We start from the raw sequence: 13,509 nt of genomic DNA, 5'->3' as shown, positions 1-13,509 counted from the left end.
TACTCGTTAACAACTTTCATCTTAAATTCATAACTATATTTTGCCATAAAAAGCTGACCCCCATAAGCTAGATTTCTAGGTCTAACTTATGGGGGTCAGTACATTCTTTCGAAGTCTTTTAATTGAATTTTTTATAAACCAAATCGAGCAAAGATAGTATCTACATGACGCAGCATCTTATTGACATCAAAACAACTTTCAATTTCTTCTGTTGTCATGAAATTAGCGACATCCTCGTCTTTTTTCAAATTTTCCAAAAAATCTTCCCCTTCAAGCCAGCGTTTCATTGCATTACGCTGTACCCAGCGATATGCCTGTTCGCGGACAGCTCCTTTTTCTACCAGCGTGTTAAGCAGGATCGGACTGTAAATAAGTCCGCCTGTAAGATTTAAATCCTTGAGCATCTTATCTGGATATACAATAAGACGATCCATAACGTTTGTAAAAGTCTGGAGCATATAATCCAGCGCAATCGTACTATCCGGAAGAATAACACGTTCTACGGAGGAGTGAGAAATATCCCGTTCATGCCAAAGTGCCACATCTTCCAATGCTGCTTGAGAATTGCCGCGGATTACACGCGCAAGACCACACATGCGTTCACACGTAATAGGATTTCGTTTATGCGGCATAATAGATGATCCTTTTTGCTTTGGACTAAAATATTCTTCTGCTTCACGAACTTCTGTCCGTTGGAGATGGCGGATTTCTGTTGCAAATTTATCAATAGAACTAGCAATAACAGCAAGTGTCGATACAAACTCCGCATGACGATCACGCTGCAAGGTCTGTGTAGAAATCGGAGCCGGTTCAATGCCCAGCTTTTCACAAACATATTGTTCAACAAAAGGATCAATATCAGCATAGGTTCCAACAGCACCCGAAATTTTACCCACAGCAATTGCTTTTTTGGCATGCTTCATGCGTTCGATATTTCTATCTGTTTCAGCAAGCCATACACAAAGTTTGAGTCCAAACGTCGTAGCTTCAGCATGAATACCATGCGTACGGCCGATCATAGGAGTATATTTAAATTCAACAGCCCGCCGGCGCAGCACTTCACGAAACGCCTCTAAATCTTTAATGAGAATATCCGAAGCCTGCTTGAGCATATATCCCATAGCGGTATCCTTTACATCTGTAGAGGTCAGACCCAAATGAATATATTTCCCTGATTCTCCAACATTTTCTGAGAGATTCGATACGAAAGCAGCAATATCATGATGCGTTTCCGCTTCAATTTCATGGATACGATCTACAGAAAACTTTGCCTTTTCACGAATGTCTTTGGCTGCTTCCTCAGGGACAAGCCCTAACTTCGACTGTGCTTCACTGGACAGTATTTCAACCTGTTTCAGTGTATCCCATTCATTGAATTCTGCCCAGATCTTGCCCATTTCTTCTTTCGTATAGCGTTCTATCACTATAATCTCCCCTTTTTAAAAAAGTTACCCTCTGCCGTATTCACTTGACAGCATTTATTTTATATTAACTATATTATTATACACTATCAACTCCGTATCCGGTAGATAGTAATCTTATTTTCCTTCTCGCACAAGAATTTCGCGCCCCACAGTTACTCCCGCTGCCGAAGCTTGTACAAGACCACGTGTTATGCCAGCTCCATCACCAATAGCAAAGAAATTGGGAATCTTCGTTTCCAGTTTATTATTAAGCTGCATGCGGCTTGAATAAAATTTAACTTCTACACCATATAATAATGTATGGCGTGAATTAGCCCCCGGCGCGATAACATCCAATGCTTCCATCATTTCTTTAATATCTTGCAAATGGCGATAGGGCAAAACCAAGGACAAATCCCCCGGTGTTGCGCTAGTCATCGTTGGCCGCACCAGACCACGGCGTATGCGTTCCGGTGTAGATCGACGGCCGTCAAGAAGATCGCCAAGACGCTGTACAATAACCCCGCCGCCTAATATATTGGCCAGACGTGCAATATATTTACCATATTGGATTGGTTCATGAAATGGTTCCGTAAAACACTTTGAAACAAGAACAGCAAAATTAGTATTTTCACTGCGTTTATGAGCATAACTATGTCCATTTACAGTAAGTAATCCATCGTTGTTTTCCGTAACGACAAACCCATATGGATTCATACAAAATGTACGGACTCGGTCATCAAAAGAACGACTGAAATAAACTAATTTTGATTCATATACAACCTCTGTAATATGTTCCATAACCTCTGCCGGCATTTCCACCCGCACTCCAATATCGACAGCATTCGAAGTAAATGAAAGACCTAATTTTTCAGCTTCATCCACAAACCATTCCGAACCTTCACGCCCCGGTGCACAAACTAAATATTTACAAGCATAAAACTGTTCTTTAATTTGAACGCCTTGTACTTTTCCCATCTCGACAAGAATATGCTGCACATCTGTATCCGCCATAATATCAACTTTTCCCGTTAGATAATCCCGCATATTGGTAAGTATTTGAGCATTGACATCTGTCCCCAGATGACGAATACGTGCGGGAATAAACCGCAAATCAGCAGCCGCTGCCTTACGCTGTATTTGATGGATACGTTCCAGATTGTCATTGCCATATACCTTGCGATCTGCTCCACCGAATTTTCCATATATCGTATCTACATAATTAATTTTTTCCATTAATTCGGCCTTAGACATATAGTCATCTAAATTTCCACCATATTCAGTTGTCAATGTAAGTTTGCCATCACTAAAAGCGCCAGCACCGCCCCATCCACAAACAACATTGCGAACCTTGTCTTTCGTCAAAGCATTTTTATTAAGGCTTGTAGCGATTCGTTCTCGGATATCTTGTCCTTTTTCCACAATAAGAATATCCAGTCCTTTATCAGCCAGCTCTAACGCCGTAAAAATACCAGCAGGACCCGCTCCAATAATAATGACATCATAATTTTTTATTGCTTTCATAACGAACCGCTCCTTCCATGACAAAAGCCCAAACGGGATACCGATTGGGCTGATTTAACTTATTTAATTATCCTAATTTAGGATATCATAAAATAAGTTGACTTGTCAAATCAAAAAATATGCTATAATAATATAGCATTATCTGCTTAAAGGAAAGGAGAGTCATAATGGTAAAAGAACGGAATCGTAAACGGCATAACCCTTTTGCTGAAGAAGAAAAGATTGACTTAACGCGTCAAAAATTTATTTTTCTTTGGACCATGATGCTTATGGTCATCCTCTTGATTTCTTTTTATTTGCAAATGGATATGGTCTTTATTGCGGGAATCACAACAATCCTTATTTTATCTACCATTGGATTGTATATAAAGTTCAGGAATTTTTATCGTATGCGTGATCGTGGACAGCGTACTGCTTGTATCACTATTTCTATGTATGCCAGTCTTATACTAACACTTGTCTGTGCTTATTATTACGTACAAGATGAACCGCTTACACAAGAATATGCCCTTGTATTTCTTTTTGGCTTTTTCTTTTTTACGTATATGGTATACAAAAGTGCCAGCCGCTACATGGTCGTAGGAAATAAACGTCAGCGTTTTCGGTAAGTCTTTATTTTTCAATTACATAACGCAACGTAAAAAACAGTCATCTGTTAACCAGATGACTGTTTTTATTATTCAGTTATATTATTTATCTTCTTGATGCGTCTTGTAAAAAATTTCTGTTGAAATCGCATCACTGCAGCATACTGCTACAACATCAGCAACATCATCAGAAGAGCAACCGCGGGATAAATCAAGGATCGGTTTGGCCAAGCCTTGTACCAATGGCCCCAGAGCCGTAGCATTAGCAAACCGCTGAACCATCTTATATCCAATGTTAGCTGCATCAAGACTTGGGAAAATAAGAACATTCGCATGTCCGGCAACTTTAGAACCCGGAGCCTTCCCTTCACCAACATCTGGAACTAATGCAGCGTCCGCTTGCATTTCGCCGTCAAAATCAAAATCAACATTACGTTCTTTCAAGATTTCTACAGCTTTACGTACTTTTTCAACAGAATCTCCAGAACCGCTGCCCTTTGTAGAATAGGACAAGAAAGCAACCTTAGGATCAAGAATCTGAACCGTTGTGCGTGCACGTTCTACACAAATACAAGCAATATCGGCAAGTTGTTCCGCCGTTGGTTCAGGAATAACACCGCAATCGCCCAAAACCAAAATACCATTATCACCATATTGCGGAGTATTTGTAATTAAAATAAATGCACTGGATACCGTTTTATTTCCCGGACGGGGACCAATGACCTGCAACCCTGCACGAATAACTTCAGCAGAAGTTGTAGCAGCACCGGAAACCATACCATCAGCTACATCAAACGCTACCAAAGCAGCGCCAAAAAAAGTATTATTGTGAAGCAAAATATCCTTTGCCTGTTCAATTGTCATTCCTTTTTTCTTACGGCGTTCCGCAAGATATGCGGCAAATTGATCAAGACGAGGGTATGTAGCTGGATCGATAACTTCAACCCCAGTTAAATCGATTTGGAATTTAGCAGCATCTTTTTTTATCTGTTCTAAATTTCCTACAAGAATAATTTTAGCAAAGCCTTCTGCCAAAACACGTTCTGCGGCTTTCAGGACACGACGGCTGTTGGTTTCCGGAAGAACGATTTTCTTCTGGGCTTTAGCAACACGACTTTTCAAATCATCAGTAAATCTACCCATTCATTACCACTCCTTAAATATATTAGGAAACTTAGAAATATTTCCATTTAAGCTAACTTTTATTATAATACATTTTTCTTATGAATAAAACAATATTTTGAAATAAAACTTTTATAGCAAGTATGCCAGTATGGCATAGGGTCAATTTCAGAACATTCAGAATAATCAAGTGTCCCATTTAAATATACTTGTTCAAAATAAAAAGAACCTGCTTGTGCAGATTCTTTTTTGGTGGGCGATAACGGGCTTGAACCGCTGACATCCTGCTTGTAAGGCAGGCGCTCTCCCAGCTGAGCTAATCGCCCATATAATGGTGACCCCTGCGGGATTTGAACCCACGTTCACGCCGTGAAAGGGCGGTGTCTTAACCACTTGACCAAGGGGCCATAATAAATATGGAAATACATGGTGATCCACCCGAGATTCGAACTCGGGACACCCTGATTAAAAGTCAGGTGCTCTACCGACTGAGCTAGTGGATCATAAAAAAATGGCAGGGGTAGCTGGATTCGAACCAACGATGACGGAGTCAGAGTCCGTTGCCTTACCGCTTGGCGATACCCCTACATGGCTCCCCGAGTAGGACTCGAACCTACGACAAATCGGTTAACAGCCGATTGCTCTACCAACTGAGCTATCGAGGAATGTGAAAATATGTTATCCGATATTTTCAAGAAAATATGGAGCGGAAAACGAGGCTCGAACTCGCGACCCCCACCTTGGCAAGGTGGTGCTCTACCACTGAGCTACTTCCGCATGACAAAAGCTATTTTATCATCAATAGATGGCGATGTCAATACCATAAATTCAACTTCTCAATTGAATGCTTTAATATAATATCAAATTTCACATATTATGTCAACCCTATAACTTGAACCGGGCAGAAAATTCCGTCCAACCCACTTTTTAAAATTTTTCCGCTTGCCCAATAAACCCTCGAACAACATTTGGTATTGACAAATTTTTAGTTCCTGCACCATATGCAATACAGGAATGAACAAAAGATTTTGGCCGAGGTCCTATATATGCCGCTAATGTTTTAACCAATGCTGCTCCCGTAGGCGTAACTAACTCACCGCAAACATCTGTAGAATAGTACGGAATACCCGTCAAAAGTTCTGCAGAGGCTGGTGCCGGAATCGGCATAATTCCATGCGCACACTGAACAAAACCGCTGCCTACATGAAGCGGCGAAACGCCTATTTGTTCAATACCTAAATAATCCAATGCCCAAACAGTCCCCACAATATCAAGAATACAATCAACAGCTCCGACTTCATGAAAATGTATTTCTTCCACAGGTACACCATGTACCTTAGCCTCCGCAGCAGCTAACACCGCAAATACTGCTAAGCTTTTTTCTTTAATCGTATCCGTAAGCGCTGAATCCTGAATGATTTTTGTAATTTCAGCCAATCCTCTGTGCGCGTGATGATGGTGATGTCCGCCAGCATCTATTACCAGATGGTTATTTTTATGATGGTGATGATGTTCATGTGCATCATGTTCTGTTTCTTCATGCGTCTGTTCATTCGTCAATAATACATTATAATATACTGCTTGGATTCCTAATTTAGATACAGTTTTACAAATAAGCGAATATCCGTCTAAATGCAGTCCTTCCATCATTGAACGCATTTCTTCAAAAGAAACTCCCGCATGTAATAACATGCCAATAAACATGTTGCCGCTAATTCCCGAAAAACAATCTAAATATAATGTTTTCATATGCTGCTCCATTCTTATTATGTAATTAAATACTAAATTACGATATCTTCTCTTCCATCATTTCAATTACTGCATCCAGCACGGATAACCCCAATGCAGAACCAGTCCCTTGGTCGCCCATGACATCATACTGTAAAAACGGAGTAAGTCCTAACTTTTTCATTTGCATCTGGTGTACCGGTTCTGCATACCGAGCGGATGGATATACATACGCATCCACACCGGAACATAAGGTATGTGCTAATAAAACTGCCGTACCGGTAATCGCATTATCAAATACAATAATCAGCCGCCGCTGGGCCGCCGATAAAATAAAGCCAACCATCGCAGCAATATCCGGACTGCCGGCACAGCGCAGCAACTGGATTGGGTTCTTCCGATTTAAACCATGTTTATCCAGCATGGCACCTAATTGAGTTATCTTATCCTGTGCGTCTACGGTTTCAGGCAGTTCATTCATCTTATCCCGAAAAAATGCAGCCGTTATAACAAGGGCAGTAAGCAGTCCTCGTTCTCCTATATTTCCAAGACCGATTGCCGTATATCCTTCATCAGCTAATTGCTGCGCTAATGCCACCCCGCAAAGCAAGGCATCCGTCATTTCCTCCTTGGTCATAGCTGCTCCGATGCCAAAAAAACGGCTTCCATGTCTGACTTTACAGATTTGTACTCCTTCTGTTTCGGGAATATCCTGCTGTAATCCCATATCCACCAATAAAACACCTGCACCAATCCGATGCGCTATTTTATTAACAGCGCCTGTTCCTTTAGCTACCTGCCGTGCTTCTGCTTCACTGTTTTTTCCTTTAGTTATGTTCTCGCCGCCGTCTACCGCATGATCTGCCGCAAAAACAACTACAGCCTTCTTTAATTTTTTTGGATGAATTGTTCCTTGAATCCCCACAATCCGCTCTGCTAAAAAACACAACGCCGGATCCGTTTTATCCGGCAGTGCCTCTAACTTTTTATGACATTGAGCCATAACAGATGTCTGCAGCGGCTCAATCTGATTGACGAGTTCTTCCAGCACCGTATGCATAATACGTTCCTCCCCATTATTTTACATTTGATATTATTATATCATCAATCATCAACTGCGCCTATTTCATCCTTTCATATTTATGAAAAAATAATTTTCAGCTGCACTGTTGTTTGCTTTACAATAATAAATATTTTTAATATATTTTATTTTATTAAGTAGTAAAAATAATCTATATACTATATTTTTTTGGCAATATTTTATATTTTTTTTATTTCTTAATGCGCAATTATCTATATAGTAAAACGTAATACTTATGTATTTTAAGCATAGAATTACTATTAGCTGTCATTTTTAATGCGTTTCTAATGTTATTTTACTTTTATTTTCTTGAATTTTTTGATTTTATGTAATACTATATGCTTATACAGGGTATATTTAAAGGACTTATTTCTAGTTTAGTATGCTTCAAATTTTGAAAAGGAGGTTTTTGTATGAACGGTCTGTTTTTAGTTATTATTAGTGCATTAGTATTCGTATTGGCGTACCGTTTCTATGGCGCATTCATTGCCGCCAAAGTTCTAACCGTCAACCAATACAAGGTGACACCGGCGTTCCGTTTTGAAGACGGCCACGACTATGTACCTACAAACAAGTATGTAGTATTTGGCCATCATTTTGCTGCCATCGCCGGCGCAGGTCCTCTCGTAGGGCCAGTTATCGCTGCCCAGTTCGGGTATTTACCGGGTGCTTTATGGATTCTCATCGGCGGTGTATTAGCTGGTGCCGTCCATGATATGGTTATCCTGTTCTGCTCGATGCGTTATGACGGCAAATCTATCGCCGAAATTGCTAAGTCTCAGATTGGTGATAAAGTAGGCCTCGCAACAAGCTTTGCCGTACTATTCCTGAACATTCTTGCTATGGCTGGTATGGCTGTTGTTATCGTTAATGCCCTTCACGATAGTGCTTGGGGTACATTTACCATTGCAATGACAATTCCTATTGCTCTTTTTATAGGTGTTTATATGCAATACCTGCGCCCGGGAAAAATTAAAGAAGGCACAATTATAGGTGTTGTCTTGACATTGCTGGCAGTTGTTGTTGGTCCAGCGGTTCAAGCGTCTCCTACAATCGCTCCTCTTTTCACAATCGGACCTACGGGTATCGGTATCGCACTTATTATCTATGGCTTTGTAGCCGCAGCTCTTCCTGTATGGTTGCTCCTCGCACCCCGTGATTATTTATCTACCTATATGAAGATCGGGACTATCGGCGCTCTGGCTATTGGTATTATTATAGTTGGGCCTATGATTCAGATGCCCGCCCTTACTCAATTTGTATCCGGCGGCGGTCCTGTTATTACCGGTCCGGTGCTTCCTTACGTTTTCATTACAATCGCCTGTGGTGCTGTTTCTGGTTTCCATGCTATGATCAGTACCGGGACAACTCCTAAAATGCTTATGAACGAACGCTCTATACTTCCTGTCGGTTATGGCGCAATGGTAACAGAATCTTTCGTAGCCATGATGGCTTTAATTGCAGCCACCAGCTTAGTACCTGCCGATTATTTCGCAATCAATAGTTCTGAAGCAGCGTTTAAAGCATTAAATATGTCTGTAGTGGATTTACCTCAATTAAATGCAATGATTGGCGAAAATGTTGCACATCGTCCCGGCGGTGCGGTTTCCTTGGCTGTTGGCATGGCATTCATCTTCTCTAATCTCCCTGGTCTAGACCAGTTGATGAATTACTGGTATCATTTCTGCATCATGTTTGAAGCATTATTTATTATGACAATCATTGATGCTGGTACTCGTGTCGGTCGTTATATGCTGCAGGAATTAATTGGCCGCGTATGGCCGAAATTCGGTGATGCTCACTGGATGCCGGGTGCCGTCATTGCTTCTGCTCTTATCTCCGGTGCATGGGGGTATATTGTACTGCAAGGTAATTTATCTACAATTTGGCCGATATTCGGTGTCTCCAACCAATTACTTGCAATTATCACATTAGCCATTTCCTCTGTTGTTATCTGCAGCATAGGTAAAGCCCGCTATGTTTGGGTAACGGCGATTCCATGGGCCTTCCTGACAGTGGTTATCTTCTGGGCAGATTTTCTTAATATGTTTAATATTTATTTGCCAAAAGGAGAATGGCTCCTGTTTACAGTAAGTGCTATTATGGCAATTTTAGTCATCATTGTCAGCATTGGCTCTCTCAAAAAATGTATGGAACTCTCCAAAACAGTTCCTCCTGATTATAAGACGCAGGCGGAATATGAAGCTGAAGAATTGCAGCATTTAAAAGAACAAGAATCTGCTGGCGGAGATTATGCTGCTACGGTAAAAGAATTTGAAGCAGATACATTAGTAACAAAATAATTTTTTATACCCATAAGAAAAAAGAGAATGGTCAACTCCATTCTCTTTTTTTATGTTATTTTCTGTTCTTCTCCGCCGTGCTATAATAATTGTAAATAAACGTTGTATTATAAAAAGGAGAAAATCATGAATACACAATCCCCTTGTAATGACTGTCCCCGTCATTGCAATATCATCCGTCCTGAAACTAATGCACCGGGAAAAGCTATTTCAGGTTACTGTCATAGTCCTTTACAACCCATTGTTGCTCGAGCTGCTTTACATTACTGGGAAGAACCTTGTATCAGCGGCACGAAAGGTTCGGGTACTATTTTTTTTACAGGCTGCAATTTACGCTGTTGTTTTTGTCAAAATGCAGACATCAGTCGCTCCGACAAACAAGGAAAACAAATTACGATACAACGTTTACGGCAGATTTATAAAGAACTGATCGCCCAAGGGGCCCATAATATTAATTTAGTAACACCGACACCTTATATACGAGCAATTATAGAAAGCCTTGATAGCCCCATTCCAATTCCCGTTGTTTACAATTGCGGCGGATATGAAACAGTGGAAACCATTACTGCTCTCCAAGGTAAAATACAAATATATCTTCCTGATTTTAAGTATATAGATGCATCCCTCAGTTCGACTTATAGTATGGCCAGTAACTATCCAGAAATAGCAGAAAAGGCAATTTTGCAAATGTATGAACAAGTCGGTCCTTATGAACTTGATGCACAAGGTATATTAAAAAAAGGACTTATCATCCGTCACTTGATCTTGCCAAATTGTCTGGATAATACGAAGCGTATTATTGATTGGGTAGCTTCTCATTTTAAAAAAGGTCAAGTATTATTCAGTCTTATGCGGCAATACACACCTTGTGGAAATGCTTATAAATATCCAAAAATCAACCGGTCTTTAACGGATAGAGAATATAATAAAGCCGAGCAATATCTTTTTGATAGCGGCATTGAAGATGGGTTTGTTCAAGAAAAAGCGTCTGCCAGTAAGATGTTTATTCCGTCTTTTGATGGAACCGGTGTATAAAAAAGACACTGATTAATGTACTGACCTCCATAAGTTAGACCTACAATCTACCTTATGGGGGTATCTTTATGGCAAAATATAGTACTGAATTTAAACAAAAAGTAGCTTCAGCGTATCTATAAAGGAAACTACATTATCATGGCTTTGCAAAAAGATACAACATTCTAGTCACACAACTATCCTGCATTGGACTACTGCTTACAACTCCATCAGCAAAGACAATATGCTCGTTTTCGTCAAAAGAAAACTTACTCTTTTCAATTTAGATTCCCTGCAGTGGATTTATATCTAAGTTCCGAGATTTCCTATCAAGAATTCGCACATTGGCTCTCGGCATAAATAACCCGTCCCTTTTGGCACAATGGGTTCTGAGGTATCGTACTGTCGGCGTAGGTTAGTCTCACAACGGAAAGACAGGCTCCTAAGGTGTCCGATAAATTAGCAATGCCAATAGAATCAGTAGATAGTCAGAATCAACAACGAAAGCAAGAATCGTCATCCGTCTCCGATGATCATTCAAACTAAAAGATATTTTTGCTGTTGCCATTTTTCCCAAGGCAATGTATATGTATTGGCGGAAACGATTTGATGTAACTTCACCGGAAGCTACCTTGGATAAGAAAATACAAGCCATACGCAAAATACATAAAGATTTTGGCTATCGTCGTATCTAGGGGAAACTCTGTACAAATAGCATTATAGTTAACCGCAAAAAAGTTCAAAGATTAGTCCAGAAGCTTGGCCTACAGGTCAAAATCTTTTATACACAAAAGTCGTAAATACAATTCCTGTTGGACAAATTGCCCCTAACCGATTAAATTGTCGTTTTGACACCTTGTATTCCTCATCAAAAAATTACAACAGATACAACAGAATTCAAGCACTATGAGATTGCTGAAAAGGGTACTGTCATTACGCACAAGACCTATCTCGATTCATTCTTGGATTTTTTCAACCGTGAAATTATTAGTTACAGTTTCACAAAACAACCTTTGGCACAAGGGCTTCTATCTGCTTTAGAAAAAGATATTGACGTAACCAGTGATTGCTCTTATCGTCGGACTTTTCTCTTCGATCAAGGATGGGTCTATCCGATGAGAGACTATGCAACCAGACTGAAAGATAAACGGATATTTCAAAGTATGTCTCGGAAAGGAACTTGCTTAGACAATAATGTAATGGAAAATTTATTACGGTCACACATATCATAGTTTTGAAAAGTTAGAGCAAGCCATTAAAAATTATATAGAATATTACAATCACCACAGAATTAAGGCAAAACTTGGTTGGCTGAGTCCGATTAATTACCGGTTATATCATACCGCAGCATAAAAAAACGAAGCAGCAAGTACATGCTACTTCGTTTCGGTTTAACTTTATAGGGCACTACATAAAGTCAGTGTCTTTTTTACTTATTATAAATACATTTTTTCGTACAATATAATTACGATAATATTCCCCGCATAAGAGGTACCATATACGGTTCATAAAAAAGATTAAGAAAAAGAAATGCCAAAAATCCGATCGAAGCACCGACAAGAGCCCCGTTAATCCGAATCCAAGCTAAATCTTCTCCTACTTTGCTTTCTAAAAAATCATTAAATCTTTTTTTATCAAATCCCGAAAGTACCTGCCGAACAGCAACACCAATTAATGCATGTTCATTTTCCAGAATAACCGTACACGTCTTACGAATTTGTTCGTCAAGCCAATCCTTAACTTCTGGATATTGTCCACAGTACCTCACATACCGCATAACCTCATTTTCCATGAAGTTTGTCAACTTCTCTTTTCCTTCTATTCCTGTCGTAAAATAATACGTACCAGATCGAAGCATTCCATTCAGCCATGCCTCAATAGGCAGTGTATCAATAAAGCGATTTTGTCCATTTTGAATCGTATATGTCAATTGCCCACTCATAGCATACATCTGAATTTCCAAACGGCTGCAGAGCCATTCTCTCTCGTTAGCATCTGCATGTTGCCAACGTTCCAGCCATGTCACAATACTTTGTTGAATATCTTTTGCTATCTTACGGTTATCCATCAATCCGGTGAATTTCGTTACCGTATTTAGTATATTTCCCCTCTTGGTATCTTCCATCCAACTATCTAAAATTTTCACCAAAAAATCTTCAAAATCTTTACTGCGAACACACTCAGAAAACACCGCAATCAATTCATTCAGTATTTTTCCATCGGGTGCTTCCAGCATAGTTATAATTCGATCTTGCATAAACATCATAATTGGCTGCTTTTTTAAATAGCTGCGTATATTTTCTGCAATTGCTTTTTGCGTTTCTCCTTTTCGTGCATAACCATAAATGCGCTCTGCAATTTCATATAAAAAAGAACGAAATTTCTTGTGACCCTGTTCACTCGACAGCCATATTGAAATTCTAGATGTTAAGGAAAATTTATCAAGCTTTTCTTCCCACATGTGCGGTTTTAATAATTTTTCTGATACAACTTTAGTCATTGCATTGATCAATTGTTCCCGATGATTATAGATTAATTCCGTGTGGTAAGGAACGCCAAGAGGTTTATCAAATAACGCGGTAACGGCAAACCAATCCGCAATACTGCCAATAAGCGCTGACTGCACAACAAAAAACACTAGTTCTTCCCAAAATCCGGTTTCATGTGTATACCACCAAAAAAACACAAGACCAAAACAAAAAAAAGATAACGCCAGGATACTGTTGGCACGTTGACGATAGCTCATA

Annotated in this window: 11 protein-coding genes and 6 tRNA genes; 5 read left to right on the top strand and 12 right to left on the bottom strand. The window is 39.7% G+C overall.

Annotated features, from left to right (window positions below; translation table 11 throughout):
- Nucleotides 1-131 precede the first annotated feature (131 nt).
- Both purB and BLR11_RS09150 read right to left on the bottom strand, forming a co-directional pair.
- The gene (gene purB / locus BLR11_RS09155; protein WP_091651031.1) at nt 132-1,424 is read right to left on the bottom strand and encodes an adenylosuccinate lyase; all 1,293 of its coding nucleotides are present in this window, start codon (nt 1,422-1,424) and stop codon (nt 132-134) included.
- 114 nt (nt 1,425-1,538) lie between these two features.
- Nucleotides 1,539-2,927: an NAD(P)/FAD-dependent oxidoreductase gene (locus BLR11_RS09150; protein WP_091651028.1), complete on the bottom strand. Its 1,389-nt coding sequence runs from the start codon at nt 2,925-2,927 to the stop codon at nt 1,539-1,541.
- Nucleotides 2,928-3,094: 167 nt separating this feature from the next.
- Between BLR11_RS09150 and BLR11_RS09145 the strand changes: the two genes are divergently transcribed.
- On the top strand, nt 3,095-3,535 hold the full coding sequence (locus BLR11_RS09145; protein ID WP_091651026.1) for a hypothetical protein: 441 nt from the start codon (nt 3,095-3,097) through the stop codon (nt 3,533-3,535).
- Nucleotides 3,536-3,616: 81 nt separating this feature from the next.
- Here the strand turns inward: BLR11_RS09145 and pta are convergent, their stop codons facing one another.
- The 9 genes from pta to BLR11_RS09100 form a co-directional block, all read right to left on the bottom strand.
- Nucleotides 3,617-4,657, bottom strand: a complete 1,041-nt coding sequence (gene pta / locus BLR11_RS09140; protein WP_091651023.1) for a phosphate acetyltransferase — start codon at nt 4,655-4,657, stop codon at nt 3,617-3,619.
- Between the two features lie 229 nt (nt 4,658-4,886).
- Nucleotides 4,887-4,962 (bottom strand) — tRNA-Val (locus BLR11_RS09135).
- A gap of 6 nt (nt 4,963-4,968) precedes the next feature.
- Nucleotides 4,969-5,043 (bottom strand) — tRNA-Glu (locus BLR11_RS09130).
- A gap of 20 nt (nt 5,044-5,063) precedes the next feature.
- Nucleotides 5,064-5,139, bottom strand: a tRNA-Lys gene (locus BLR11_RS09125).
- A gap of 9 nt (nt 5,140-5,148) precedes the next feature.
- Nucleotides 5,149-5,222: transfer RNA gene (locus BLR11_RS09120), tRNA-Gln, on the bottom strand.
- 3 nt (nt 5,223-5,225) lie between these two features.
- Nucleotides 5,226-5,301 (bottom strand) — tRNA-Asn (locus BLR11_RS09115).
- A 37-nt stretch (nt 5,302-5,338) separates the two neighbouring features.
- Nucleotides 5,339-5,413 (bottom strand) — tRNA-Gly (locus BLR11_RS09110).
- Nucleotides 5,414-5,563: 150 nt separating this feature from the next.
- Entirely contained in the window at nt 5,564-6,385 is an 822-nt protein-coding gene (larC, locus tag BLR11_RS09105; protein WP_091651020.1) for a nickel pincer cofactor biosynthesis protein LarC, read from the bottom strand.
- Nucleotides 6,386-6,422: 37 nt separating this feature from the next.
- The gene (locus BLR11_RS09100) at nt 6,423-7,424 is read right to left on the bottom strand and encodes a nicotinate-nucleotide--dimethylbenzimidazole phosphoribosyltransferase (protein WP_091651018.1); all 1,002 of its coding nucleotides are present in this window, start codon (nt 7,422-7,424) and stop codon (nt 6,423-6,425) included.
- A 434-nt stretch (nt 7,425-7,858) separates the two neighbouring features.
- Here BLR11_RS09100 and BLR11_RS09095 point away from each other — a divergent pair, with 434 nt between their 5' ends.
- The 4 genes from BLR11_RS09095 to BLR11_RS14750 all read left to right on the top strand — a co-directional run bounded on the left by BLR11_RS09095 (nt 7,859) and on the right by BLR11_RS14750 (nt 12,115).
- On the top strand, nt 7,859-9,748 hold the full coding sequence (locus BLR11_RS09095) for a carbon starvation CstA family protein (protein WP_091651015.1): 1,890 nt from the start codon (nt 7,859-7,861) through the stop codon (nt 9,746-9,748).
- 126 nt (nt 9,749-9,874) lie between these two features.
- Entirely contained in the window at nt 9,875-10,783 is a 909-nt protein-coding gene (locus tag BLR11_RS09090) for a radical SAM protein (RefSeq protein WP_091651012.1), read from the top strand.
- A gap of 827 nt (nt 10,784-11,610) precedes the next feature.
- Entirely contained in the window at nt 11,611-11,994 is a 384-nt protein-coding gene (locus tag BLR11_RS09085; RefSeq protein ID WP_176762935.1) for a DDE-type integrase/transposase/recombinase, read from the top strand.
- Complete coding sequence (locus tag BLR11_RS14750) at nt 11,969-12,115, top strand: IS3 family transposase (RefSeq protein WP_091651045.1); 147 nt, start codon at nt 11,969-11,971, stop codon at nt 12,113-12,115. Before BLR11_RS09085 ends, BLR11_RS14750 begins: the two co-directional genes overlap by 26 nt.
- Nucleotides 12,116-12,227: 112 nt before the next feature.
- Here the strand turns inward: BLR11_RS14750 and BLR11_RS09075 are convergent, their stop codons facing one another.
- A complete protein-coding gene (locus tag BLR11_RS09075; protein WP_091651005.1) occupies nt 12,228-13,508 on the bottom strand; it encodes a DUF445 family protein in 1,281 nt (426 codons plus the stop codon).
- Between the last annotated feature and the right edge of the window lies 1 nt (nt 13,509).

Origin of the sequence: Megasphaera paucivorans (assembly GCF_900103535.1) — a bacterium.
GTDB lineage: Bacteria > Bacillota > Negativicutes > Veillonellales > Megasphaeraceae > Megasphaera_A > Megasphaera_A paucivorans.
The sequence above is the reverse complement of the archived record's forward strand: the minus strand, read 5'-3'. Positions and strand labels throughout refer to the sequence as shown.

Bases quoted from the DNA above. Each gene is read 5' to 3' on its own strand.
- larC (WP_091651020.1), bottom strand. From the start codon at position 6,385: ATGAAAACATTATATTTAGATTGTTTTTCGGGAATTAGCGGCAACATG.
- BLR11_RS09095 (WP_091651015.1), top strand. From the start codon at position 7,859: ATGAACGGTCTGTTTTTAGTTATTATTAGTGCATTAGTATTCGTATTG.
- BLR11_RS09090 (WP_091651012.1), top strand. From the start codon at position 9,875: ATGAATACACAATCCCCTTGTAATGACTGTCCCCGTCATTGCAATATC.
- BLR11_RS09145 (WP_091651026.1), top strand. From the start codon at position 3,095: ATGGTAAAAGAACGGAATCGTAAACGGCATAACCCTTTTGCTGAAGAA.
- BLR11_RS09075 (WP_091651005.1), bottom strand. From the start codon at position 13,508: ATGAGCTATCGTCAACGTGCCAACAGTATCCTGGCGTTATCTTTTTTT.
- BLR11_RS09150 (WP_091651028.1), bottom strand. From the start codon at position 2,927: ATGAAAGCAATAAAAAATTATGATGTCATTATTATTGGAGCGGGTCCT.
- BLR11_RS09100 (WP_091651018.1), bottom strand. From the start codon at position 7,424: ATGCATACGGTGCTGGAAGAACTCGTCAATCAGATTGAGCCGCTGCAG.
- pta (WP_091651023.1), bottom strand. From the start codon at position 4,657: ATGGGTAGATTTACTGATGATTTGAAAAGTCGTGTTGCTAAAGCCCAG.